Origin of the sequence: Jiangella sp. DSM 45060, assembly GCF_900105175.1 — a bacterium.
GTDB lineage: Bacteria > Actinomycetota > Actinomycetes > Jiangellales > Jiangellaceae > Jiangella.
In genome coordinates this window covers 6,598,584-6,620,429 of sequence record NZ_LT629771.1, presented here as the reverse complement: position 1 = coordinate 6,620,429, position 21,846 = coordinate 6,598,584, and the positions used below count along the sequence as shown (strand labels likewise).

Annotated in this window: 27 protein-coding genes; 20 read left to right on the top strand and 7 right to left on the bottom strand. The window is 71.8% G+C overall.

What is annotated here, in order from left to right; all coding sequences use genetic code 11:
* The first annotated feature begins 5 nt into the window (after nt 1-5).
* From BLU82_RS29815 to BLU82_RS29740, 18 genes are all read left to right on the top strand, one after another.
* A complete protein-coding gene (locus BLU82_RS29815; RefSeq protein WP_092624489.1) occupies nt 6-302 on the top strand; it encodes an HNH endonuclease in 297 nt (98 codons plus the stop codon).
* Nucleotides 296-586: a hypothetical protein gene (locus tag BLU82_RS29810; protein WP_157741344.1), complete on the top strand. Its 291-nt coding sequence runs from the start codon at nt 296-298 to the stop codon at nt 584-586. The genes BLU82_RS29815 and BLU82_RS29810 overlap by 7 nt, the downstream gene beginning before the upstream one ends.
* Nucleotides 587-747: 161 nt before the next feature.
* On the top strand, nt 748-2,094 hold the full coding sequence (locus tag BLU82_RS29805; protein WP_157741343.1) for a phage terminase large subunit family protein: 1,347 nt from the start codon (nt 748-750) through the stop codon (nt 2,092-2,094).
* 197 nt (nt 2,095-2,291) lie between these two features.
* Entirely contained in the window at nt 2,292-3,527 is a 1,236-nt protein-coding gene (locus BLU82_RS29800) for a phage portal protein (RefSeq protein ID WP_197682563.1), read from the top strand.
* Complete coding sequence (locus BLU82_RS29795) at nt 3,524-3,733, top strand: hypothetical protein (protein WP_092624486.1); 210 nt, start codon at nt 3,524-3,526, stop codon at nt 3,731-3,733. Before BLU82_RS29800 ends, BLU82_RS29795 begins: the two co-directional genes overlap by 4 nt.
* On the top strand, nt 3,730-5,694 hold the full coding sequence (locus BLU82_RS29790; RefSeq protein ID WP_092624485.1) for a phage major capsid protein: 1,965 nt from the start codon (nt 3,730-3,732) through the stop codon (nt 5,692-5,694). Before BLU82_RS29795 ends, BLU82_RS29790 begins: the two co-directional genes overlap by 4 nt.
* Nucleotides 5,694-5,822 carry a hypothetical protein gene (locus tag BLU82_RS36065; RefSeq protein ID WP_255367092.1) on the top strand — a complete coding sequence of 43 codons (129 nt, stop codon included), beginning with the start codon at nt 5,694-5,696 and terminating at the stop codon, nt 5,820-5,822. Before BLU82_RS29790 ends, BLU82_RS36065 begins: the two co-directional genes overlap by 1 nt.
* 1 nt (nt 5,823) lies before the next feature.
* Complete coding sequence (locus tag BLU82_RS29785) at nt 5,824-6,162, top strand: hypothetical protein (protein WP_092624484.1); 339 nt, start codon at nt 5,824-5,826, stop codon at nt 6,160-6,162.
* Nucleotides 6,159-6,560, top strand: coding sequence for a hypothetical protein (locus BLU82_RS29780; protein ID WP_092624483.1), 402 nt, complete (start codon nt 6,159-6,161; stop codon nt 6,558-6,560). Before BLU82_RS29785 ends, BLU82_RS29780 begins: the two co-directional genes overlap by 4 nt.
* Nucleotides 6,560-7,153: a hypothetical protein gene (locus tag BLU82_RS29775; RefSeq protein ID WP_092624482.1), complete on the top strand. Its 594-nt coding sequence runs from the start codon at nt 6,560-6,562 to the stop codon at nt 7,151-7,153. The genes BLU82_RS29780 and BLU82_RS29775 overlap by 1 nt, the downstream gene beginning before the upstream one ends.
* Nucleotides 7,154-7,156: 3 nt before the next feature.
* On the top strand, nt 7,157-7,660 hold the full coding sequence (locus tag BLU82_RS29770) for a hypothetical protein (RefSeq protein WP_092624481.1): 504 nt from the start codon (nt 7,157-7,159) through the stop codon (nt 7,658-7,660).
* A 2-nt stretch (nt 7,661-7,662) separates the two neighbouring features.
* Entirely contained in the window at nt 7,663-9,417 is a 1,755-nt protein-coding gene (locus tag BLU82_RS29765; protein WP_092624480.1) for a hypothetical protein, read from the top strand.
* A gap of 3 nt (nt 9,418-9,420) precedes the next feature.
* On the top strand, nt 9,421-9,780 hold the full coding sequence (locus tag BLU82_RS29760; RefSeq protein WP_092624479.1) for a hypothetical protein: 360 nt from the start codon (nt 9,421-9,423) through the stop codon (nt 9,778-9,780).
* Nucleotides 9,777-11,957, top strand: a complete 2,181-nt coding sequence (locus tag BLU82_RS29755; RefSeq protein ID WP_092624478.1) for a hypothetical protein — start codon at nt 9,777-9,779, stop codon at nt 11,955-11,957. Before BLU82_RS29760 ends, BLU82_RS29755 begins: the two co-directional genes overlap by 4 nt.
* Nucleotides 11,958-11,961: 4 nt before the next feature.
* The gene (locus tag BLU82_RS29750; protein ID WP_092624477.1) at nt 11,962-12,543 is read left to right on the top strand and encodes a hypothetical protein; all 582 of its coding nucleotides are present in this window, start codon (nt 11,962-11,964) and stop codon (nt 12,541-12,543) included.
* The gene (locus BLU82_RS29745) at nt 12,543-13,076 is read left to right on the top strand and encodes a hypothetical protein (RefSeq protein ID WP_092624476.1); all 534 of its coding nucleotides are present in this window, start codon (nt 12,543-12,545) and stop codon (nt 13,074-13,076) included. The genes BLU82_RS29750 and BLU82_RS29745 overlap by 1 nt, the downstream gene beginning before the upstream one ends.
* Entirely contained in the window at nt 13,073-13,240 is a 168-nt protein-coding gene (locus BLU82_RS34500) for a hypothetical protein (RefSeq protein WP_157741342.1), read from the top strand. The genes BLU82_RS29745 and BLU82_RS34500 overlap by 4 nt, the downstream gene beginning before the upstream one ends.
* Nucleotides 13,237-13,437, top strand: a complete 201-nt coding sequence (locus BLU82_RS29740; protein WP_092624475.1) for a hypothetical protein — start codon at nt 13,237-13,239, stop codon at nt 13,435-13,437. Before BLU82_RS34500 ends, BLU82_RS29740 begins: the two co-directional genes overlap by 4 nt.
* A 160-nt stretch (nt 13,438-13,597) precedes the next feature.
* Here BLU82_RS29740 and BLU82_RS29735 read toward each other — a convergent pair whose 3' ends face one another.
* From BLU82_RS29735 to BLU82_RS29720, 4 genes are all read right to left on the bottom strand, one after another.
* A complete protein-coding gene (locus BLU82_RS29735; RefSeq protein ID WP_157741341.1) occupies nt 13,598-13,813 on the bottom strand; it encodes a hypothetical protein in 216 nt (71 codons plus the stop codon).
* Nucleotides 13,814-14,074: 261 nt separating this feature from the next.
* Nucleotides 14,075-14,254 carry a hypothetical protein gene (locus BLU82_RS29730; protein WP_092624473.1) on the bottom strand — a complete coding sequence of 60 codons (180 nt, stop codon included), beginning with the start codon at nt 14,252-14,254 and terminating at the stop codon, nt 14,075-14,077.
* Nucleotides 14,255-14,363: 109 nt separating this feature from the next.
* Nucleotides 14,364-14,636, bottom strand: coding sequence for a hypothetical protein (locus BLU82_RS29725; RefSeq protein ID WP_092624472.1), 273 nt, complete (start codon nt 14,634-14,636; stop codon nt 14,364-14,366).
* Nucleotides 14,633-14,965: a hypothetical protein gene (locus tag BLU82_RS29720; RefSeq protein ID WP_092624471.1), complete on the bottom strand. Its 333-nt coding sequence runs from the start codon at nt 14,963-14,965 to the stop codon at nt 14,633-14,635. The genes BLU82_RS29725 and BLU82_RS29720 overlap by 4 nt, the downstream gene beginning before the upstream one ends.
* Before the next feature lie 87 nt (nt 14,966-15,052).
* On the opposite strand from BLU82_RS29720, the gene BLU82_RS29715 reads away from it, so the two are divergent.
* Nucleotides 15,053-15,298, top strand: coding sequence for a helix-turn-helix domain-containing protein (locus BLU82_RS29715; RefSeq protein WP_092624470.1), 246 nt, complete (start codon nt 15,053-15,055; stop codon nt 15,296-15,298).
* 14 nt (nt 15,299-15,312) lie between these two features.
* On the opposite strand, the gene BLU82_RS29710 is transcribed toward BLU82_RS29715, so the two are convergent.
* Together BLU82_RS29710 and BLU82_RS29705 are read right to left on the bottom strand one after the other, a co-directional pair.
* On the bottom strand, nt 15,313-16,125 hold the full coding sequence (locus BLU82_RS29710; protein WP_197682562.1) for a tyrosine-type recombinase/integrase: 813 nt from the start codon (nt 16,123-16,125) through the stop codon (nt 15,313-15,315).
* 296 nt (nt 16,126-16,421) lie between these two features.
* Nucleotides 16,422-18,212 (bottom strand): LuxR family transcriptional regulator, encoded by a 1,791-nt coding sequence (locus BLU82_RS29705; RefSeq protein ID WP_157741340.1) that lies wholly within the window; start codon nt 18,210-18,212, stop codon nt 16,422-16,424.
* 99 nt (nt 18,213-18,311) lie between these two features.
* Here BLU82_RS29705 and BLU82_RS29700 point away from each other — a divergent pair, with 99 nt between their 5' ends.
* Nucleotides 18,312-20,825 carry a hypothetical protein gene (locus BLU82_RS29700; protein WP_157741339.1) on the top strand — a complete coding sequence of 838 codons (2,514 nt, stop codon included), beginning with the start codon at nt 18,312-18,314 and terminating at the stop codon, nt 20,823-20,825.
* Between the two features lie 165 nt (nt 20,826-20,990).
* On the opposite strand, the gene BLU82_RS29695 is transcribed toward BLU82_RS29700, so the two are convergent.
* Nucleotides 20,991-21,824 (bottom strand): NAD(P)H-binding protein, encoded by an 834-nt coding sequence (locus BLU82_RS29695; protein ID WP_092624467.1) that lies wholly within the window; start codon nt 21,822-21,824, stop codon nt 20,991-20,993.
* Nucleotides 21,825-21,846 lie beyond the last annotated feature (22 nt).

Genomic DNA, 21,846 nt, shown 5'->3' with positions numbered 1-21,846 from the left:
GAACGATGAGCAGCAGGGGCTGGGCCGGGAGGCGGGTCACGAAGGCCCGAGCGGCCATCCGGTCCCGCGGCCAGGTCCAGCCCTGCACCCGCTGCGGGCGGGCCATCGACCTCGACCGCGAGACCTGGCACGTCGACCACATCGTCGAGCTGGCACTCGGTGGCGCCAAGGACGACCCCACCAACCACGGCCCCGCACACGCCCGCTGCAACACCGCAGCTGGCGGCAAGCTCGGCGGCCAGCTCGCCGCCGCACGACGGCGGGCCACCACCCAACGCACCGAAGGGACGCGACGATGGTGACGGCGACACCACACGAACTGCTGATCCAGACCGTGGCCGAGCTGGCGCTGGGCCTGCGCGTGCTCCGGATGGAGGTCGACGTCGCGGTCACCGGGCAACGACGGAAGAGCGCACCAATGAACACCATCGACGGTCTCAACGCGATCGTCCTCGTGCTGGATGCGCTCGTTCCTCAGGTCACCGACCGCGCGCCCGGAAAGTTCGGAGCCCCTGATAACCCCAACGCGCACTCCGCTCCCTTTCCCTCCCCACCTCGCATCTCCCCTGGTCAGAGGCCTAAATGAGGCACACTTGCGCTGAATGCGGCGCCGAGTTCGAGGGCCGATCTGACGCCCGATACTGCAAGGGGGCATGCCGCGCGGAGGCCAGCAAGAAGCGCCGCCGCACCCGCACACAGCCGCAACCAGTGGCACATACGGGCAGGTCAGGCCCGGAATCCCCCCGGATGACCGCGGGCGCCGGACGGCTTGGCCTGACGATGCACCTGCACCAGCTCGAGCTCGGCCAGCTGCTCGACGAAGGCACCACCACGACCGCCGTCCAGTGGCCACGCCGCGCCGGCAAGACGACCGGCTGCTGGTCCTGGCTGATCGGTCGCTGCGACCTCGAGCCGGACACCAACATCATGGTCACCGCCCAGACCCGCCAGAAGGCGCGCGAGCGCTGGTACGACGTCAAGCGCATGCTCGACCGGCACTGGCCGGAGGAGGCCGGCGGACCGAAGATCCGCGAGGGCAAGGGCGACGAGGCCTTCGAGTTCCGGAACGGGTCCCGGCTGTGGATCGTCGCGCCCGAGTCCGGCAGCGTCCGCGGTGACGCCGTCGACGTCGTCTACGTCGACGAGCCGCAGGAGCTGGCGCCCGATGTCTCGCTCGACATCAAGCAGGCCGTCATGCCGCTGTTCGACACCCGCCCGCAGGGCCAGGTCGTCCTCTCCGGCACGCCGGGGAAAGTCCGGTCCGGCTGGTACTGGGAGGCGCTCAGCACCGGCCTGGCGGGCCGCACGGGTATTGTCCGGGGCCGCTACGCCAAGGGCACCGCCGTGTCCGTCTACGCCGCCCAGCCCGACGACGCGTGGGACGACGACGACGTCCTGCTGCGGGTGCACCCCGGCATCGGCACCCTCACCACGCTCGAGCGCATCCTCGAGCGCCGCGAAGAGGCGTCGTCGGCGCTGGCGTTCGCGATGGAGTACCTCGGGATCTGGCCCGGCACCGACGACTCCCGCGCCATCGACGCGGGCCTGTGGGCAGCTGGCGCCGCCGAGTTCGCCGAGAAGCCGCGCCGGTTCGGGCTGGCATTCGACGTCTCCCCGGACTCGAGCACGGCCGCGCTCATGGCCGGCTGGCGCGATGACGATGGCATCGCACACGTCGAGGTGCTGCTGCACGCCGACCCGCGCGCCGTCGGCCGCGAGGCCTACCGACTGTGGGTGAAGCACAAGGTGCCGATCGCCTACGACGCCATCGGCGCCAACCTCGAAGTCGCCGAGATGCTGGCCCGGTCCAAGCCCAAGCCGAAGACGACACCGATGGGGACCAAGGACGTCGTCACGGCCGAGGCTGCGCTGGTCTCTGCTCTCCGGGCGGGCGAGCTGCACCACCCCGACCAGAAGGCGCTCAACGCCGCCGCCGACGGCGCGGCCTGGCGCACGCTCGGCGACTCCGGGCAGCTGTTCGGCCGGCGAGCATCAGCGGCCGACATCACCCCGATCGTCGGCGGGTCCGTCGCGCTGCTGGCCTTCGACCGGCTCCCGAAGCGGGCCGCGGTGGTAGTCGCATCCGTCGCCTGACCCCGTCGTCACGGCGAGTCCGCGGCGACGAGCGGACGTCAACTGGCGGTTGACAGCCGATCGCCTCGGAGGCTCACCGCTGGTCGGGCCGGTCTGCCGCGTGGCTCCGACGGCTACAGCCCGCGCGAATCGCGCAGCATGACGACCTTCGCGACAGTGGCCGGGTCGGGCCCGGACCGCTACCTACCGTGTGGCCCGTGAGGTGGACCTGGCCGTGGCAGCGCATCCCGCGCGTCGCGCCGACGAACGAGCTGATCTCGATCAGCGACCCCGCGCTCGCCAGTTACTTCAACGTCCAGCCCAACTACTCCGGCGTCCCGGTCAGCGAGTCCACCGCGCTCGGGATCTCGGCGTTCTTCCGCGCCGTCACCCTGATCAGCACGACGATCGCAGGCCTGCCGCTGAAGACGTACCGCGACACCGTGGACGGCCAGCGCCAGCGGCTGACCTCGTGGCTCGACAACCCCGGCGGGGTCGACGGGCAGACGCCGTTCGAGTGGAAAGAGACCTGCCTGCTGCACCTGCTGCTGCACGGCAACACCTACTTGAAGCACGTCTTCAATGTCGGAGGTGCCCTCATCGGCGCCGTCCCGATCCACCCGCTGTGCGTGGCGCCGGAGTGGGAGAAGGACGCCGCCGGCCGGTACACCGGCCGCAAGCTGTTCCGCGCCACCCTCGACAACGGCCGCGTCCGCACGTTCACCGAAGCGGAGATGACGCAGGTCATGGGGCCGTCACTCGACGGCCTGCGCGGCCTGTCCATCCTGGGCGTCGCCCGCAACAGCCTCGGCACCACCATCGCCGGTGACCGCGCCGCGGCGAAGATGTTCAAGAACGGCGCGCTGATCTCCGGCCTCGTGACCCCCGAGGACGACCTCGAGGAGGACGAGGCCGAGGCGGTCAAGGCCGGACTCGACAGCCGCACCGCCGGCTGGGAGAACGCCGGCTCCATCGCGTTCGTCAGCCGCAAGCTGAACTTCACCCCGTGGACCATGTCCGCCGAGGACGCCCAGTTCCTGCAGTCGCGGCAGTTCCAGATCGAAGAGATCGCCCGCTGGACCGGCGTGGCGCCGCACCTGCTCATGCAGACGGAGAAGCAGACCAGCTGGGGCACCGGCGTGGCCGAGCAGAACCGCGGCTTGGGCCGGTTCACTCTGTCCGGCTGGACCGGCCGGTTCGAGCAGCGGCTGTCGCTGACGCTCTCGCGGCCGACCTTCTGCGAGTTCGAGTACGCCGGCCTCGAACGGCCGACCCCGGAGCAGGAGATCGACCTGCTCATCAAGCAGGTCAACGCTGGCCTGCTCACCCTGAACGAGGCGCGCCGCATCCGCAACCTCCCGCCGGTCCCCGGCGGTGACGTGCTCCGCGTCGGCGGCGTCGCACTGGCCGACCTCGACGTCGAGCCGCCCGTGCCCCAGGAGGCCAACGCATGAGCCAGACCATCGAGGTCGAGAGCATCGCCCGGCTCGACGTCCGGCCCGGCGAGAGCCTCATCGTCACCGTCCCGAACGACTTCGACGCCGCCGACGCAGACCACGTGCACCGCGCGCTCCGTGAGCGACTGCCCGCCGGCGTCAACGTCGTGATCGTCCAGGCCGGCATCACGTTCCAGGTCGTCGCCCAGGAGGCACCCGCATGAACCTCGACGCGCTGCTCAAGCTGGCCGACCGCGGCCGCCACCTGATCAACCGCCCGCCGGAGAACCGCGCGGCCGACGGCTGGTTCCGCGTCGAGAACGCCGACAGCGACGAGCGAGCCGAGCTGTTCATCTACGGCGCCATCGGCGACTACTGGGGCGACGACGACGTCACCGCTGCCCAGTTCGCCCGATCGCTGCGCGCCATCACCGCACCCGCCATCGACCTGCACATCAACTCCACCGGCGGGCTCGTCTGGGACGGCATCGCCATCCACGCCGCGCTGCTGAACCACCCCGCCACCGTGGATGTCCACATCGACGGGATCGCCGCGTCGGCTGCGTCGTTCGTCGCAATGGCCGGCGACACGATCTCGATCGAGAAGCCCGCGCACATGATGATCCACGACGCTGGCAGCTTCGGCTACGGCAACGCCGCGGACCTGCGCGAGCTGGCCGACCTGCTCGACGAGCTGTCGAACACCATCGCCGGCATCTACGCCGACCGGGCCGGCGGCGACGTCGAGACCTGGCGCGAGGCCATGAAGGTCGAGACCTGGTACTCGTCCGCCGAAGCCGTCGCCGCGGGCCTGGCTGACCAGGTCGCGAACGACCGGGCGGCCGCCGACAACAGGGCGACGCCGGTCTCTCCGGCCGCCACCACCCAGACACCTGCACCGGCACCGGTCCGGCGCGGCCAACCCGTCTTCGCGATGGCGTCGACGACCAACCAAGGAGGGAACACCATGGACATCGCGGAGATCATGGCCGCGATGCGCGCCATCACCGACGGCGCGCAGGGCCGCAAGCTGACCGACGACGAGTCCAAGCGCTTCGAGGCGCTCGAGGACGATCTCGCCACCGCGCGCACCGAGCAGATCCGCGCCCGCATGGCCGCCTACGAGGCGCCGGTGCGCGACCACGTTCCGGCCGCCGCCGTCGCCGTGGCGCCGGCCCGTGAGGAGACCGACACGCTCGACAAGGCGTTCGAGGCCTACCTGCGCACCGGCCAGCCGAACGCGGACATCGCCGACCTGCGGGTCACCAACGCGCAGGGCGTCGGCAGCGGCGCCGACGGCGGGTACATGGTGCCCGAGGGGTTCCGGCAGAAGCTGACGGAGGTGCGCAAGGCGTTCGGTGGCCTGGCCAACGAGGCCGAGGAGATCACCACCGAGACCGGCAACAAGCTGCCGTGGCCGACGCTGAACGACACCGCCAACGAGGGCGGCATCACCGCCGAAGGGGCCGCGTTCGAGGGCGGCGCTGACCTGGTGTTCGGCGAGGTCGAGCTGAACGCGTTCAAGTACACCTCGGCCGGTGAGGACGTCGGCGGGCAGAACACGCCCCTGCGGGTCTCGGTCGAGCTGCTGCAGGACTCCGCGTTCGACGTCGTCGGCCTGGTGTCTCGGGCGCTCGGCACGCGTATCGCCCGCAAGCAGGCAAAGGACTGGGTGGTCGGCGCCGGCACCACGCTGCCGCTCGGCCTGCTCAACCCGAACGTGACGAAGAACAACAACCTGGCCGCGACGACCGTGATCACCTACCAGGACCTCCTGGACACGGAGGGCCTGCTGGACCCTGAGTATGAGGCGACCGCGAAGTGGCTGCTCAACAAGGCCGCGTGGACGCAGATCCGCGGGATCGTGGACGGCAACGACCGGCCGCTCATCACGGAGCAGGCGGCGTCGGGCATGGGTGGCCGGCCGGAGAAGGTGCTGCTCGGGTACCCGGTCACCATCGACCAGGGCGCTCCCGCCGTGTCTGGCGACAACGTCGCGTTCGCCGCGCTGGGTGACCTGCGCGAGGCGTACGTGATCCGCCGCGTGTCGAACCTCGCGGTCGTCGTCAACCCGTGGTCGCGTGCCAACAACGGGGAGATCGAGTTCACGGCGTGGGAGCGGGCGGACGGCACGATCCAGAATCGCGCCGCCTACGTCACCCTCGCCACGCAGGACGTCGCCTGATGGCGGCCCGGGCGACGATCACCCAGCTGGCCGCCCGGAAGGCGAAGCTCGAGGCCGACCTGGCGAAGGTCAACGCCGAGATCGCCGCCCGGGCCGGCGAGACCGACGAGGCGCGGAAGGACGCCTGACATGGCGCCGTGGGCAGACACCGAGGACGCGCAGCTCATCTGGGCTGACGCGGTCGAAATGGACCCTGCCCTCCTGCAGCACCTGCTCGACGTCTCGCAGGAGCTGTGCGAGGCCTACGCACCGGCGCTCGCTGAGGGGGCGCCGGTGCCGGCCCGGTACAAGCAGGCCGTCGTGCAGCAGGCCCGGGAGACCTGGTCGAACGCCCAGCGCGACGGCGACGTGCTCGGGTTCGACGGCGACTACGCGATCCGGGTCCGGCCCCTGGCCGACTCGGTGAAGCAGCTGCTGCGGCCACGCCGCGGCGTCGACCCGTGGATGGTCGGAGGTGCGTCGACGTGACGAGCATCCAGGCGTGGGCCGCGCAGGTCCTCGACGACGCCCTGCCGGACGCGTACATCGTGCGCGGCTACCTGTGGGCGCCGGACGGCGCCGAGCCGGGCAGGACGTACGTGTCGGTGTATCGGACGCTGGCCGAGCCCGGCGGGGTCCAGGGCGCGCGCCGGCACGAGCTGACCGTGGACGTGATGACCAGCATCACCGACCCGGCCAAGGCCGACGCGGCCCTCGACGCGGCGGTGCACGCCGTGCTGACCGTCATCGAGACGGACGACGACTTCGAGGGCCTGACATGGACGCGGGCCGACCGCACCGTCAACGGGGACCAGCAGTACCCCGGCTACAGCATCAGCACGTGGTGCATCAGCACCAAGGAGACCGAGAATCCCGAGGAGCCCTGATGGCCACCATCGCCGTGGCGCCCTTCGTCCTGAAGGACGTCCTGTTCACCGTCGAGACCGACAACTACGAGGCCCACGTCAGCGCGGTCACGTTCACCCCGGCCAACTCCGCGCAGGAGTGGCGCGGCCTCACCCCGACCGCGGTCTTCACCGACCCCGGCTCGGAGACGTGGACCGTGACGATGGAGATCGCCCAGGACTGGGAGACTCCCGACTCGCTGGCCCGGTACCTGTACCAGAACGCTGGCTCCACCGTCGAGGTCACGTTCAAGCCGAAGTCCGGCAGCGGCCCCACCTTCGAGGCCAACGTCACCCTCGTGTCCCCGGCCATCGGCGGCACGGGCAACGCCTACGCCACCGCGTCGGTGGCGTGCGGTGTGCAGGGTCGGCCGGTGCTGGTCGACCCGTCGCCCGCTCCCGCCGCCTGGGTGACCGCCACCGTCTACGACGTCGGCGACCGGGTCGGCATCGACGGTGGCACCGTGGTCCTGCGGGCGCTCACCGACGGCACGTCCGACGCCACCGAGCCTGCGGCGCCCGGGCGCAGCAACGTGGTCATCGACGGCTCGGTCGCCTGGTTGCAGGTCTCCTGACCCATGCTCCGGGTCGGAGACCACCGCGAGCTGCAGGCTGTCGTCCTCGCCCTCAAGGCGATGGACCGCAGCCTCGCTCGCGACCTCCGGCGCGACCTGGTCAAGACGATGAGCCCGGAGTGGAAGTCCGTCGTCGCCAAGCACGCGAGCTGGCACATGGACGACCGGGTCATCGTCCCGGGCACCCGGATCGCGTCGGGCAACCCGCCCGTCGCCCAGGCCGCCGGCTCACGTAGGGCACTGTCCGGCGGCCTGGTCCCCGTGGTCGCGTGGCCCGGGTTCGAGTTCGGGTCCAACCAGAACCGCACCACGACCTACACCCGCCGCAACCGCCGCTCCGGCGGCACCCACCGCGTCACCCGCAACACCACCAAGCAGCTCGCCCGCCGCGCCCCGAAGGGCCGCGTCGCGCACCCGGCCTTCGCCGAGCTCGGGCCGCGGCTGGCGTCGCTGATGGTGCAGACCGTCGTCCGCCGGGTGCACGAGGCCGCCGAAGGGAGGAGCTGAGCATGGCGCGACCGATCCGCATCCCGATCGTCTCCGACGTCTCCGGCTTCCTCCGCGGCACCCGCGACGTCGAGGGCGCGCTCGACGAGGTCGCCGACGCCCTTGACGACGTCTCCCGCGAGGCACAGGACGCCGGGCGTGACGCCGGCCGGGCGCTGTCCGACGGCATCGAGGACGGCGCCCGCAACGCCGAACGTGCCGTCGATGACCTGGCCGACTCGGGCAAGCAGCTCGACCGCATCGGCGACGACGGCAAGGCCGCGTTCGATCAGGTCAGCGACGCCGCGAAGAGCGGCATGCAGACCGTCGAAGCGGAGGTCGACCAGGCCGCAGCGCAGGTGGAGTCCGCGACCGAGCGGATGGAACAGTCGTTCAAAGACGCGTTCGACTCCGCTGGCGGGGCGAGCAAGCAGGCCTCGCAGCGCACCGTGGCCGACGTCCAGGAGACCGAGTCGCGCACCAAGGCGTCGATGCAGGAGATCAAGCAGGAGGGCCTGCAGAACGCCAGCGAGACGTTCTCGTCCTTCGACGGGTCGGCCCGCTCGTTCGCCGACGGCATCCAGGGCACGTTCGGTGGGCTGGTCGCCGGGCTCGGCCCCGTGGGTGCTGCGATCGGCGCGGCCGGCGCCATCGGCATCGGCCTCATCGGCGCGGCGTTCGACAAGAGCCAGGAGAAGGCGCAGGAGCTGCGGGACCGCATCGGTGAGATCCGCGAGAACTTCCTCGCCGTGCGCGTGGACGGCGAGTCCGCGCTGAGCGCTGTCGCCGACCGGATGCGGCAGATCGTCGCCGAGACCGACCCCGATCAGCTCAACCTCGACCGGCTCACCGAGGGCGCCGAGCACCTGTCCGAGATCGACTGGACCAACTACCTGCGTGGTGTCGCCGGTGACCCGCAGGCGCGGGAACGGGCCATCGAGCTGGCCGAGCGAGAACTGCAGATCGCGAAGGATCGCGACATCTCTGTGCTGGACGTGCTGCGTGGCGAGGGCCGCGAGCGTGCCAGGCAGATCGCCGACGCCGAGCGCCGGCTCGAGCTGCTGGGCGCGGAGCAGACCGCGGAGGAGCAGGCCGCCACCGCCCGCAGCGAGCAGGCCGCAGCGGCAATCGCACAGGACGAGGAGCGCGCTCGCGCGACCGAGGAGACCAACGCCCGGATCGAGGAGGCCCGCGGCGCGCATGATGAGCGGCTCGCCGCGGCCCGCGAGACGAACAAGCAGCGCGAAGAGGACATGCAGCAGGCCCGCGTCGACGCGGCTGTCGCGGCGGACCAGCAGATCGCCGAGAGCGTGCTCGGACTGACTGACGCCTACGCCGAGGTGCGCGACGCAGCGATCAGCGACGGCGAGATCACCGCGCAGGAACTCATCGGCATCCTGGACCAGCAGCTCGCCGACCAGGAAGAGCGCATCCAGGCATGGGCGTGGGCACAGCAGAACCTCACCACGACGCAGCGGGGCGTGCTGCTCGACATGGGCGAGGACGGGTTCTTGGCGCTACAGGGACTCATCAACGCCACGCCCGAGCTGCGGGCCGACGCGCTGGCCCGCCTGACCGCGATCGGCGACCGGAAGGGGACCGCGGAGGCGAACGGGGTCGTCGGCGGGCTGGAGCGGACCCTGCCCGCCACGGTGGAGGGGCCGGCGATTCGCACTCGCGTCGACGATTCGGCATGGGTCGCGTGGGCGAATCGCGTGAGTCGCAACGGCATCACCGTGCCCATCCGGGTCCAGACCTTCGGCAACCAGGCGGTGTAGGCGATGACGACCACGATCACCGATGGCACCACCACCCTCACGCCGCTGCTGGTGCTCGGCTGGGCGCCGGCGCGGCAGGCGCGGACCCGCGTGCACCAGCTGCTCGGCCGGCCGGACCCGGACGTGACGCTGCGACCGCACGCGCTGCGCGCCGGGCAGCTGCGGATCCTCTGCGCCGACGAGGTCGCCGCCGCGGCGATGGAGCAGATGCACGCCGCCGGCACGGTGCTGACGCTGGCCGACGACGATGTCGCCACGGCCGCGATGGCGTACGTGGTCAGCGGGCAGCTGACGACGGAGCTAGACCAGGTGACGCTCCTGCGTTGGGTGGTCACGGCCGACTTCACGGAGGTGCTGCCGTGACCGCGTCGACGCACATCAACCGGCTGCAGGTCGGCGGGTTCACCTTCGAGCCGGACAGCCTCTCGCTGGACCTCGACGAGGATCGCGTGCCGTACGCACTCATGCGCGCCACGCTGCCGATCGACAGCCGGGACCGCGACGTCACCACGAACGGCCGCGGCCAGTTCGGGCCGCGGGACATCTTCGCGGAGGACCCGGAGTCCTGGTGGTTCAACCCGCACGGCGTGCCGGGCCCTGCCGACACGGTGCTCGTCGACGGCCAGTGGGTGACGACCTGGACGGCGCCGTCGTCGGCGCTGCCGCACTCCCGCACCTCGTTCCAGTATGTGCCGGTGCAGGGGCTCTACTCCTACACCGCCCACACGCGGGTCATGGCCGACGTCGACCTGCTCACCGCCACGATGGTCGTCGAGCTGGTCCGCGAGGGCGGCTGGTTTGCGGAGGTCGGCCGGGTCACGCTGGCCAACATCCCGGCCGGGCAGTGGCAGCAGCTCGAGGTCGAGTTCGCCGCGCCGGAGCGGCCGGAGTACATCCACGTGCACGTTGAGACCCGCGCCGTCGACGGCTACGCGATCGGCGACCAGCTGCGCCAGGACGGCGTGCAGCTGTACCGGGCGTCGCCCGTGCTCACGTTGGACCCGCGCACCAGCCCGCCGCAGCGGGTCCACGTCGGCCTGACGCAGGCGTTCGGCTACGGCCGGCCGGTGGCCGACCTCTCGGCCTTCTACGCCGGGCAGACGCTCGCCGAGATGGAGATCGCGCCCACCGTCATCGCGCCGGATGACGGGTCCTTCGAGTACGGCATCAGCGAGTGGGAGCCGAGCGACGGCGGCGCTGGCACGACCATCGCGTGGACCGACGCCCAGGCCCACACCGGCACGCATTCGATGGAGATCACCAACCCGGCCGGCGGTAGCGCGACGGCGTGGACCACCGACATGTTCCCGATCGAGACCCTGGTGCGCTGGTACTGGCGGGCGTGGGTCTACCCGACGACGCCGATCACGCTGGCGCAGCTGCGCCGCTACTACTACGACGCCGACGGCGTCGAGTACGTGTGGGTCGGCACGGCGATCGCCAACCCGCCGGTCGGCCAGTGGACACGGCTGGGGTCGGGATTCGAGAGCGTGCCGTCGCCGATCGAGGCGGCCGGCTACCGGTTCGCCCGCATGGAGATCCGCCTCAGCGGCACGAACCCGCACGCCTACGTCGACGACGTCACGTTCCGGTACGGGCGGATGGGGCTGGCCAGCTTCACCACCGAGTACGGCGAGCCGTTCAACCCCGGCGGCTGGCGGCCGTCGACCAGGGTCCGCGCCAACCTCCACCTGCGAGACCGGACCGTCGACTACGCCGCCGGCACGGTCGAGATCGTCGCCGCGTCGGCCGACGCGCTGCTGACGGACTACGCGCTGACCGCCACCACGGCGATGACGCCGTCCGGGTCGACCATCCGCGACTGCTGCAACATGGTGCTGGGCCACGTGCTCGGCGTCGCGCTGCCCGCCGGACCGGCCGGGAGCCAGCTCGTCGAGACCGACGCGCTGCCGTGGCAGCCTGGCGAGGGTGCCTGGTCGTACCTGTCCGGGATCATTGGCATCGCCGGGCTGCGGCTGTGGTGCGACGAGCGCGGCCTGTGGCACCTCGAGGACCCCGAGGTGCTGATCGTGCCCGGCGTGCTGGCCGCGTCACCGCTCACCGCGACCGACCTCACCGACGCCCTGTCCCGCGAGCAGGGAGGCTGGGGCGACAGCGCGGTCGTCACCTACGAGTGGGACGACGCCGGCACCGGCCAGCGCCGCACCCGCTACGACGCTGCCGGCGTCACCGGCACCCGCACCATCACCCGCACCGTAGAGCGCCCGTACCCGGGCGCCGGGCTGGCCCGCGGGATCCTGCGCCGGGCCCGGGCGCTCGGCCGCGTGCTCGGCCTGGGCGGCGTCTCGGACTACTCCGTGCGGCCCTATCAGCCGTTCCTCATGACGATGCCCGACGGAGGCGTTCAGGCCGGCGCCGTCGCCGCGGTCTCGTGGTCGCAGCCCGACGACGTCATGACCGTGCGCACCCGCGATCTGCTCGGCATCGACCAGAACAGCTACCTGTACACCCCGCCCGGGGTGAGCTACGACGACGTCCCGGCCGGGACGTCGTACACCGAGTACGCCTGGGAGGGCTGAACGAATGGCCAACGGCGACGACGCCGCCGCGGTGGGCTACGACACCGTCGCGGGCTCGGAGGACATCCGGCAGGCGTATGACGAGATCAACGTCACCAGGGACTACATCGCCCGGCACCGCACCGACGGCACCCACCGCGCCGACCAGATCACCTCCGGCTTCCTCCCGGTCAAGCGCGGCGGCACCGGGCGCGGCGACCTCTACGGCGCCGCCTGGGCCGAGGAGATCAACCGGTCCACGAACGCGATCCTGACGGTGTCGTCGGCCAACGTGCTCCGCCGCGCTACCGGCAAGCTCTCCCCGCAGTATCTCGGCTTCCGGATCCACTGGGGCACCTGGGAGGATCTGAACTTCGGGTCCAGTGGTGACCTCGCGCTGCCCCATGGCGCGCCGTTCACTCCTTCGCTGATCATGCCGATGCCGCGACTCGACCACGACTCGACGGCGATCCTCGTTGTGGTCCGCGACCAGCAGCCGTCCTGGAACAGCGAGAACGTGTTCATCAGGGCCAAGGTCTGCGCGACCAACGCGCCGTTCTCCGGCATCCTCAACCGGCTCGACTACATCTGCCTGGGGGTGGCCTGATGTCCGGATCCCTCGACGCCAACGGCATCTACATCTACGACGAGACCGACCTCGCCGCGCCGTTCTCCGACCTGCTCAACCTGGGCCAGGAGTCGGTCTCGGACGAGATCGCGAACGACCGCGCCCGCCTCGACGCCCTCGAGGGCCGCGGCAACGCCTCGGCCTGGACGCCGACGTTCACCAACGCGAGCGTCGGGAACGGTGCGGTGAACGCCTACTGGGGCCGCATCGGCGACCTCGTGGCATGGCAGTGGAAGTGGGTTCTCGGGTCCACGTCGACCATCACCGGCACGCTCGCAGTCGACCTGCCAACGCTCGTGACCGGCGCATCGTGGATGACCGTGGGGTCCGGCTATGTGTCCCGTGGCACCTCCGGCACTGGTCGGATGACGCTGGCATGTCGGATGTCGGGATCTACCACGATCAACTTGTGGATGGACGGCAACTCGCTACAGGCCACCTCGCCACTGTCCGGCGGGACCTGGGTGTCGGGTGACGTCATCAGCGTGGGAGGGGTGTACTTCGCAGCATGAGCGACGAGGAGCAGGGCGAGACGCAGATCGTCGGGCTGGCCAGCACCGGCGGCGTCGCGATGTGCGTGCACGTCGGCGGTTTCGAGCACGAGGCGCCGCGGGACCGGTTCGGGTTCGCGATGCTCGACCCCGAGTGCACCGCTGGCCCGGAGGCGGTCCCGTGACCGACGACGCCATCACCTCCGACCACGACCGCATCGTCGAGATCCACACACTGCTGCGCGAGCACCTCGCACCGAAGGTGCTCGACCACGAGACGCGGATCCGCAAGCTCGAGCGCGCCCTGTGGATCGCGGCCGGCCTCGCAGCGGCCGGCGGGTCAGCGATCGGCTCGTACGTCGGCGGCGTCTTCGGCGGCTGAACGTGCGGGACCCCCGTCACCTCTGCGTGGGTGGCGGGGGTCCCGCTTCGGCGCTGGTCGGGTCTTCGCAGGCTTGAGGGTCCCGCTCTCCGGCCATCCATCCGTGGCCCCGCGGCGGCACCATGCAAGTGCCAGCGGGCGGTGAGGTTGACGCCGAGTCTCAGCAGCCAGGCTCGCCCGGGTAGCAGAGCGCGTCGTCGAGCTGCTCGATCTCCTGTTGCGTCTCGCGCTCTCTGCGATCGTCGCGCTGCTCGAGCACGACGATCGGAACGACGACCAGGGCGACGGCCGCGAGGGCGAGCGCCAGCAGGAGGACGATCGGCGGGCGGCGGCCGGCCGCCGGCCGACTCGGCGTGGGTTTCGTCATGATCGTCATGTAGCACACTCCCCGGACGGTTGATGCGGCGGTGCGACGGTGACGATATCCCAAATTGGGATCATCTGGTAGCGTCCCGACGTGAGAGGCCGAACGCGCCGTGGGAGGTTAGCGCGGGGGCCTGGGATGGTGGATGGGGTAGACGGCGTGCGGCTCGGCACCATCACGGTGCCGGGCCCTCGCTTCGTCAGACGAGCCAGATGACGATCGTGAGCAGCGCCAGCGCGAGCAGCCAGGCTGCTATCTCGACACGGCGGCGGTTCACCGTGCTGACCGATTGCCGAGCTGGTCGCGGAGTGCGGTCAGGCCGGTCTTGCTGTTGTCGACGACGTCGACGGCCGCGGCAAGCGTCACCCGCGCGCTGTCGAGCAATCCCCGCATGCGGTCGAGGTCGTCCACGACGACGTCGACGAGCCGGGCGAGCTGGGTAGGGTCGGACATGGTCTGCCTCCAGGTTCGATCTGGTGGTGGATCAAGGGCCCGGCCCGGTGTGCGACCACCGAGCCGGGTCCGCCCCGTCGGCACGGCGGGTCCGCCGTGCTCGGGGACGTCAACTAGCGGTTGACAGCCGATCGACGTCGGCAGCCCACCGCTTGTGGGCGGCCTGCCGCGTGGTCCCGGTGGCGATCGCGATCTCTGACCACGAGAACCCGGCGGCGCGCAGCCCGACGATGGCCTGCACGATCGCGGTGTCGACGTCGCGTGACAGCGCGAGCAGCTCGACCAGGTCCTCGGGGTCGGCTGCCGCCATGCGCCGGCCGAGTGCGCGCAGGATCCGCCGCGCGAACGCGACGTACTCGGCGTGGTCGCCGCGCGCGCTCATCGGTCCTGCCCGGCCTGCCAGAGCAGCGCCACCTCGACGTCGAGGCCGTCAACGGTGACGGTGGCACGCAGGGAGCACCCGACGCCGGTTGTGTACTCGTAGACGTCGGCGCCGAGCATGGCTGCCCAGGCGGCGACGTCCTCGCGGCTGTCGGCGGACCAGCTGGCGTAGACGTTGCCGCCGAGGTCGTCGCTATAGCGGCCGATCGTCAGGTAGCGCGGCGGCGCCAGGTCGCGGTGCGTGTCGAGGAGGTCGGCGACGGCCTGGACCTCGCGAGCACCGATCGGGGCCTTGATGTCGATCGCGGGAGCGTCGGTGGTGGCGGTCATGATCGTTCCTCTCGGGGAGTCCGTGTCGGCTCGCGGGCCGTGATCCTGGTTTGGGATTACGCGTGGTGAGGCGGTCGAGTTCACCTCGTGGAGAGGTCCCGGGGGTCGGTCGAGTACGAGCACCTGTGCGCGGTGCTGCGTGCGCTCCGGCATGAGGCCGGCCTGACCCAGTACGACGTCGCTGGGCGGCTCGGTACCCCGCAGTCGTTCGTCTCCAAGTACGAGTCGGGGGAACGGCGCCTCGACGTCGTCGAGCTGGCGCACGTGGCCGACGCGCTGGGGTCGTCCTTGGCGGCCGTGGTCGAGCGGTTCGAGGTCGCCCGCCGCGGCTGATCGGCTGCACATCGTCACGCCACCGTCGCCAGCTGGGCGCGCTGGCGTACGCCGGCGGCGGCGTGCACCAGCGCACGGCGGGTGTCGTCGGCGACGTGGACGTAGACGCGGGTCGTGTTCGGGTTGGCGTGGCCGAGCAGCTCCTGCAGGGTGAACAGGTCCCGGTCGACCGCGTACGCCTTGCTGGCGAACCGGTGCCGCAGCGAATGCATGGTCCAGGTGCCGGGCATGATCCGGGCGATCAGCTTCCCGACATACTCGGCCGACAGGTGCCCGTTCACCCGGCCGGGGAAGAAGTACCCGGGTCCGAGCGCGAGCAGCTCGGCGGCGATGGTGTCCAACAACGGCACGATGCGGGTCTTGCCGCCCTTGCCGTGCACGATCAGCGACCAGCCGGCCAGGTCCTCGATCAGGTCGTCGGCGTGACTGACGGCAACCTCGCCGCGGCGCATGCCCTGTTCCTCCGCCAGCCGGACCATGAGCCGCTCGCGGCGGCCGGCCGCGAGCAGGGCTTCCCGGTAGACGCGGTCCGGTGTCGGCCGCGGGCAGGGTTGGCCGGGCTGGACACTGGGCAGCGTCAGCGCCGGGTTGGCTGACGTGCGGCCGCTGCCGAACCCCCAGCCGTAGAACTTCCTGAACGACGCGTAGTAGCTGCGGCGGGTCTCGGCTGCCCACCGCTGGGTGCCGGCCCACGTGACCAGCTGCTCGCCGGTGATCTCCCACGGCCCTGTCGGGGAGAACACGCGGGCGAGCCGCTTCGTGTGGGCGGTGCGTGTCTTGATGGTGGAGTCGGGCTGCCCGGCAGCCCGCAGAGCGGTAGCGAACATATCGATCACGACCGCCCATTCCGGGGAAAATGGGTTAGTCACGGACAATGCAATATCCCGTTCCGGGATCATGCCGCACGTCCGCTAAACCTAGTTGGCCGAAGCGTGACGACATCGCCGTCGTGTCGTGACGCTACTGACCAGTCCGTGGACGCGGCGGGCACGAGCGCTGGCCCGGGGTATCGTGGCTGGTCAACTTGGGTGGCGGCCTCTAACCAGAAGGTTAGGGGTTCGAGTCCCTTCGGGCGCGCACGGTGAAGCCCCAGGCCGCAACCGGTCTGGGGTTTCGTGTTTTCTCACGTCGCGGCGGGCTGGGCCAGGACGGTGTGGAACGACGCGGCGATCGCGGTCCGCGTCCCCAGCCCGGTCCGCTCCTTGATCGCCGCGATGTGCTTGTCGACCGTCTTCTCGGTGATCCCGAGCGCCTCACCGATGTCCAGGTTGCTCGCGCCCGCCGCGATCAGCGCCGCCACCTGGCCCTGCCGCAACGTCAGGTACACCGGCTCCGCCGACGTCCCGTCCGCGTCGCCGAGCGAGACCGGCAGCGACACCGTCGCCAGGTCCTCCCGGCGGGTCAGCCCGAGGGTCCGCAGCGCGCTCGCCACGTACCCCTCGACCGTCCGCACGCCGAGGAACAGCGCCGCCGCGATCTCCCGGTTGGTGCGGCCGGCGGCGGCGAGCGTCGCGACCTCGAGCTGCCTGGTGCTCAGCAGGTCCTCGGCCGCGGCCACCGGCGTCCGGAACAGCTGCACCGCCCGGGTCCGGACGGCGGCGACGCGCGCCTCGCTGGCGTAGGCGTCGAGGTTGGCGAGGGCGCCGAGCGCCGCGTCGCGGCGACCGCGCCGGACGGCGTCGGACAGCAGCAGCCAGCGGGTCCGGAAGATCTCGAACCCGTTGCCCAGATCCTCGACCACCGGTGCCTCCTGGACGGCGCCGCCGGACAGCAGCGCTCCCATCCGCTCCCGCACGATCAGCACGTACGGCGACGGCATCATGTGTTCGACGACGCGCCGCAGCCGCGCCGCCTCGGCGTCGTCGCCGTCGGCCACGGCGGCCGCGAACAGCATCTCGGCGATCAGCGCGCGGTCGGAGTTGGTGAGCACCATCTCGTCGATGCCGCCGTCGGCGAGCACGAGCCGCCGGGCGCCGTCGGCGTCACCGACGCTGGTCAGGACGATCGCCATCTCCATCAGCACCGAGTGCCCCAGCGAGCGCCGTCCCTCCCGCCAGTCGCCGAGGAGCAGCAGCCGCTCCAGCTCGGACATCGTCGCGCCGCCGTCGGGCAGCTGCTCGCGCGACATCACCGCGAGTACGTGCTGCACCGAGCGCGCGTGCATCCACCACGACCAGTTGCCTGAGTCCTCGAAGCCGGTCAGCGCCCGCTCGATCAGCCCCGCCGCGTCAGCCACCCGCAACTGTGTCGTGTAGCTGCAGCCGGTGGTGTGGTCGAGGAACGGCCCGATCGCGCCGATCCCGGCCCGCTCGGCCGCGCGCCGGGCGGCGTCGGCCACGGCCAGCGCCTCGACCACCAATGAGTGCGCCAGCGACAGCGTGGGCACCCAGTAGAGCAGGTCGATCGCGTCCAGGATCTCGTCCGGGTCGCCGCGCTCCAGCAGCTCCAGGAACCCGATCCGGGCCTGCTCCTCGAGCGACAGCTGCTCCGCCCAGTCCGCGGCCGTCGGCGCCGCCGTCCAACCTCCGGCCGGCTCGACGCCGTCCATGACGAGGCGGTGGAACGCGACGGCGACGAGGGCGCGGACGCGGGTCGCGGCGGTCCCCGCCGGCCCGCCCGGGAGCGGGACGTCGAGCGTCAGCGTGAACGCGCCGAACGCCGGCTCGAACGCCACCCCGAGCTGCAGCTGCACCTCGACGTCGCGGCGCAGCGCCGCGTCGGTGAGCGTCGGCAGGACCGCGGTGAGCCGCTCGTGCGCCGGCCGCTCCCGCCCGCTGAGCTGCTCGTACCGCGCCAGCCGCAGCACGCCGCGCGCGGACGTCGTCAGCGCCGCCGCCACATCACCGCGCGTGAGCGCCGGCAACGACCCGCTCGCGAGCGCGGCGCCCTCGCCGTCGACCAGTCCCCGCCTCACCGCCGCCACCGAGAAACCGTGGAAACCCCCATGCCCGGACGGCGGCATGCGTAGGAACCCCACTCGCCCATCCCGTGCCCCCTCCCTACGGTCGAGCCCGTGACTTCGACGACCTCTGCCCGTTTCCGGGCCGCTGCCACCTGCGCCGTTACCACGGTGCTCGTCGCGCTGACACTTCCGGCCACACCCGCCCAAGCCCTCGGCCTGACCTGCCGCTGGACCGGAGCCGGGGGCGATGCTAACTGGTCCACCGCAGAGAACTGGGCCGATTGCGCGGGCGGGGCGCCCGGCGAGGGCGACGGCGTCGTCTTCGGGCCCGGTGCCGCCGCCCAGGAGGCCGTCAACGACCTCGGCGGCACGACGTTCAGCGTGCTGCGGGTCGAGGCGCCCGGCTACGACCTCTCCGGCGACGACATCGAGGCGCATTTCTTCACCGTCTCGGCGCCGACGACGCTGGCGACCGGCCTGGAGGTCCCGTCCAGCGCGGGCGAGCATCTGCACCACGTCACCGCCGATCTCACGATCGAGGCGCCGCACCAGCTGCGGTTCACGCAGGCGGCGAACGCGACGGACATCGTCCAGCTGGAGGACGGCGCGACGCTTGCGGCCCGCATCGGCGGCGACGACGAGGCGCTGCGGTTCCGCGGCGCCGGGACCGTCGCACTCCGCGGCTCGACCTACGCGGGGACGATCGGGCTGGAGGACGACATCACGCTGCGCTGCGGCGGGACGGACTGCGGCGGCGCGGGCGGCGCCGTTACCGTCGTCGACGAGGCGACGGTGGAGTTCACCGGTGACACCGAGTTCGAGCGGCCCATCACACTCGGCGACGGCGGGGTTCTCGGGCCGTACTCGCTGGTCGCGGGGCCGCACGCCGTCACGCTCGCTGAGCCCGTGACGCTCGGCGCGTACGTGCACGTGCAGGGCGGCAGCGGCGGCGACCCGCTGTCGTTCGCCGGCGACCTGCACGTCGGTGACGGTGTGCTCGCCCTCGACGGCGACGCCGTCGTGCCGCAGTTCGCGAGCCTGACCAGCGACCCGAACGGCGAGGTGCGGGTCGGGACGGCGCACGGCCCGGGGCGCCTGAGCATCGAGGAGGGCCAGCTGGGTCACGACGGCCTGACTGCGGTCAACGGCGCGGAGTCGCTGCTCGTGGTGAACGACGCACTGGCGCTGGGGCCGGCGGGGTCGGGCATCACGACGGCGTACGACGGCGCGGTGGTGGGCACCGCGGACACGATCACGCTCGACGAGGAGCTGCGGATCGGCGACCAGTCGGTGCTGGCCACGCTCGCGCCCGGGGCGAGCCTGACGGTGACCGACGTCGCGCTGACGAACGGCGGCGGGCGGGTCGAGACCCGGGCCACGCCGTCGGTCGTCGACCTCGTGTCCGTCGCGGGCTCGGGCGACCTGAGCCTCGAGAGCGCGGGCATCGACGCGCCGATCATCTTCAGCGACGGCGGGTCCAGCACGTTCGCCGGCCGGACGGTCGCCGAGAGCGGCGCGGTCTCGCTGCACCGCGACACGTCCGTGCCGGGCGACTTCGAGATCCAGGACGCACACGTCACGACGGTCCACACCGACCACGCCGACCTGCACGACCTGATCCCGGACACCGCCGAGCTGTCGATCACCGGCGGCGGGACGTTCGTGCTGAACGACAACGAGGCGGTGGGCGCGCTGTCCGGGTCCGGATCGGACTCGGGCTCGGTGCTGCTGGTGGACGCGGCGTCGGCGCTGTCCGTCGTGGGCTCCGCGTCGACGTCGTTCGGCGGCGACCTGCGCGGTGCGGGGACGTTGCGGCACGGCGGCTCCGGCTCGCTGGTGCTGGGCGGCGACTGGACGCAGAACGCCGACGGGTCGCGGCTGTCGGTGGCCGGCGGGTCGGTGGCGGTCGACGGCGACCTGGGTCAGACGGCGGCGACGGCGCAGGGGATGCTGCGCGGCACCGGGACGGTGTTGTCGCTCGCGCTCGACGGCGGGACGGTCGCCGCCGGGTCGTCGGCCGGCTGTCTCACCGTCAATGACGAGTTCACCGGTAACGGCACCCTCGGCGTCGAGCTCGGCGGGCACGCGGCGTGCGATGGGTTCGACCGGATCGCCACCTCGTTCCAGACCCTCGGCGACATCACCTGGGACGTGACAGTGCTCGACGGGTTCGCCCCGGCGGAGGGCGACGAGTTCGCCGTCGTGACGACGTCCGGGCCGGGCAGTACGGATCTGGCGGCGCAGGAGGTCACGTCGGGCGATTACACGTTCGACGCGGTGTGGGACGGCGCCGACGTGCTCCTGCGCGTCACCTCGGCGCCGGACCTGCCGCCCACGCCGTCCCCGTCGCCCGATCCGACCGACGGCCCGGGCGACGAGTCCGGTTCCGAGTCGGGGAGCGGTTCGGAGTCTGGCTCGGAGTCTGGCTCGGAGTCTGGCTCGGAGGCCGGTTCGGAGGCCGGTTCGGACGACGGTTCCGGCGTGGGCGACGAAGGCCCGGCCGAGAACGACCTGCTGCCGGACACCGGGGTGTGGACGCTGGGCGGCGTCGCGCTCGCCGCACTCCTGCTCGCCGCCGGTCTGCTGGCCCTGCGAGCGCGTCACCGCGCCATGGACACCGCCTGACCCGTCCCGCACTGGCCGCCGGGTGAGTGGCGCCCGGGCTTGATCAGCACAGCGCGATGCTCCGGAGCGCCGACCCTGTCCCGCAGGACGGGTCGGCGCTCTCGTGGCCGGGGCCCGGCGTCGCCGCGCAAGCGCGTCCGGCCGGCGCGTGTCAGCCCGCCGGCGTCAGGACCACGCCCCGGCGGCCGCGGCCGCCTGGACGACGGCGCGGAAGTCGCGCGGCGGGCGGCCGAGTGCGCGTTCCACTCCGTCGGACAGGTGGGCGTCGATGCCGCGGCGGATCGGTCCGATGAGGCTCACGTACTCGTCGGCTTCGGCGGCGGGCCAGCCGTCGCTCACCAGCTCGCGGACGAGGTCGTCGTGGTCGATGTGGGTGTATCGGACGTTGCGGCCGGACGCCGTGGTGATCTCGGCGGCAGCCTCGGCCATCGTGACCGCGCGCGGGCCGGACAGCTCGTACGTCTGCCCGACGTGGCGATCCTCGGTCAGAGCTGCCACAGCGACCGCCGCGATGTCGTCGGCGTCGACGTAGCTCGCGGCGCCGTCGCCGGCGGGCAGCCGCAGCTCGCCGGCCAGCACCGCGTCGAGGAAGAAGCCCTCGCTGAAGTTCTGGGCGAACCAGCCCGGCCGCAGGATCGTCCACTCGACCGCGGCCGGGCGCAGCGCCGCCTCGCCGTCGATGTGCGCGTTGCCCTCCATCAGGTGCGGCGGCAGATAGTCGGGCACGTCCACGCCGCGACCGGAGAGCAGCACGATCCGCTCCACCCCGCTCTTGATCGCGGCATCGACGAACGGGCGCGTCAGCGGAGCGGCGTCGTATGGGACCACGAACGCCGACCGCACCCCGTCGAGCGCGGCCGGCCAGCTGGTCTCGTCGGTCCAGTCGAACGGCGTCGCGCTGGTGCGGCTGGCCGGGCGGAACGGCACCCGGAGGTCGTCGAGGCGGGCGGCGACCCGGCGGCCGACCTTGCCGGTGGCGCCGGTGAGGAGAATCGTCATGCCGCCAGCCAACCTCGCCACC

Coding starts and splice junctions, on each gene's coding strand:
- BLU82_RS29765 (WP_092624480.1), top strand. CDS start 7,663: ATGGCGCGACCGATCCGCATCCCGATCGTCTCCGACGTCTCCGGCTTC.
- BLU82_RS29805 (WP_157741343.1), top strand. CDS start 748: ATGACCGCGGGCGCCGGACGGCTTGGCCTGACGATGCACCTGCACCAG.
- BLU82_RS34500 (WP_157741342.1), top strand. CDS start 13,073: ATGAGCGACGAGGAGCAGGGCGAGACGCAGATCGTCGGGCTGGCCAGC.
- BLU82_RS29720 (WP_092624471.1), bottom strand. CDS start 14,965: ATGACCGCCACCACCGACGCTCCCGCGATCGACATCAAGGCCCCGATC.
- BLU82_RS29745 (WP_092624476.1), top strand. CDS start 12,543: ATGTCCGGATCCCTCGACGCCAACGGCATCTACATCTACGACGAGACC.
- BLU82_RS29695 (WP_092624467.1), bottom strand. CDS start 21,824: ATGACGATTCTCCTCACCGGCGCCACCGGCAAGGTCGGCCGCCGGGTC.
- BLU82_RS29775 (WP_092624482.1), top strand. CDS start 6,560: ATGGCCACCATCGCCGTGGCGCCCTTCGTCCTGAAGGACGTCCTGTTC.
- BLU82_RS29810 (WP_157741344.1), top strand. CDS start 296: ATGGTGACGGCGACACCACACGAACTGCTGATCCAGACCGTGGCCGAG.
- BLU82_RS29790 (WP_092624485.1), top strand. CDS start 3,730: ATGAACCTCGACGCGCTGCTCAAGCTGGCCGACCGCGGCCGCCACCTG.
- BLU82_RS29725 (WP_092624472.1), bottom strand. CDS start 14,636: ATGAGCGCGCGCGGCGACCACGCCGAGTACGTCGCGTTCGCGCGGCGG.
- BLU82_RS29750 (WP_092624477.1), top strand. CDS start 11,962: ATGGCCAACGGCGACGACGCCGCCGCGGTGGGCTACGACACCGTCGCG.
- BLU82_RS36065 (WP_255367092.1), top strand. CDS start 5,694: ATGGCGGCCCGGGCGACGATCACCCAGCTGGCCGCCCGGAAGGCGAAG.
- BLU82_RS29710 (WP_197682562.1), bottom strand. CDS start 16,125: ATGTTCGCTACCGCTCTGCGGGCTGCCGGGCAGCCCGACTCCACCATC.
- BLU82_RS29760 (WP_092624479.1), top strand. CDS start 9,421: ATGACGACCACGATCACCGATGGCACCACCACCCTCACGCCGCTGCTG.
- BLU82_RS29770 (WP_092624481.1), top strand. CDS start 7,157: ATGCTCCGGGTCGGAGACCACCGCGAGCTGCAGGCTGTCGTCCTCGCC.
- BLU82_RS29815 (WP_092624489.1), top strand. CDS start 6: ATGAGCAGCAGGGGCTGGGCCGGGAGGCGGGTCACGAAGGCCCGAGCG.
- BLU82_RS29735 (WP_157741341.1), bottom strand. CDS start 13,813: ATGACGATCATGACGAAACCCACGCCGAGTCGGCCGGCGGCCGGCCGC.
- BLU82_RS29730 (WP_092624473.1), bottom strand. CDS start 14,254: ATGTCCGACCCTACCCAGCTCGCCCGGCTCGTCGACGTCGTCGTGGAC.
- BLU82_RS29795 (WP_092624486.1), top strand. CDS start 3,524: ATGAGCCAGACCATCGAGGTCGAGAGCATCGCCCGGCTCGACGTCCGG.
- BLU82_RS29785 (WP_092624484.1), top strand. CDS start 5,824: ATGGCGCCGTGGGCAGACACCGAGGACGCGCAGCTCATCTGGGCTGAC.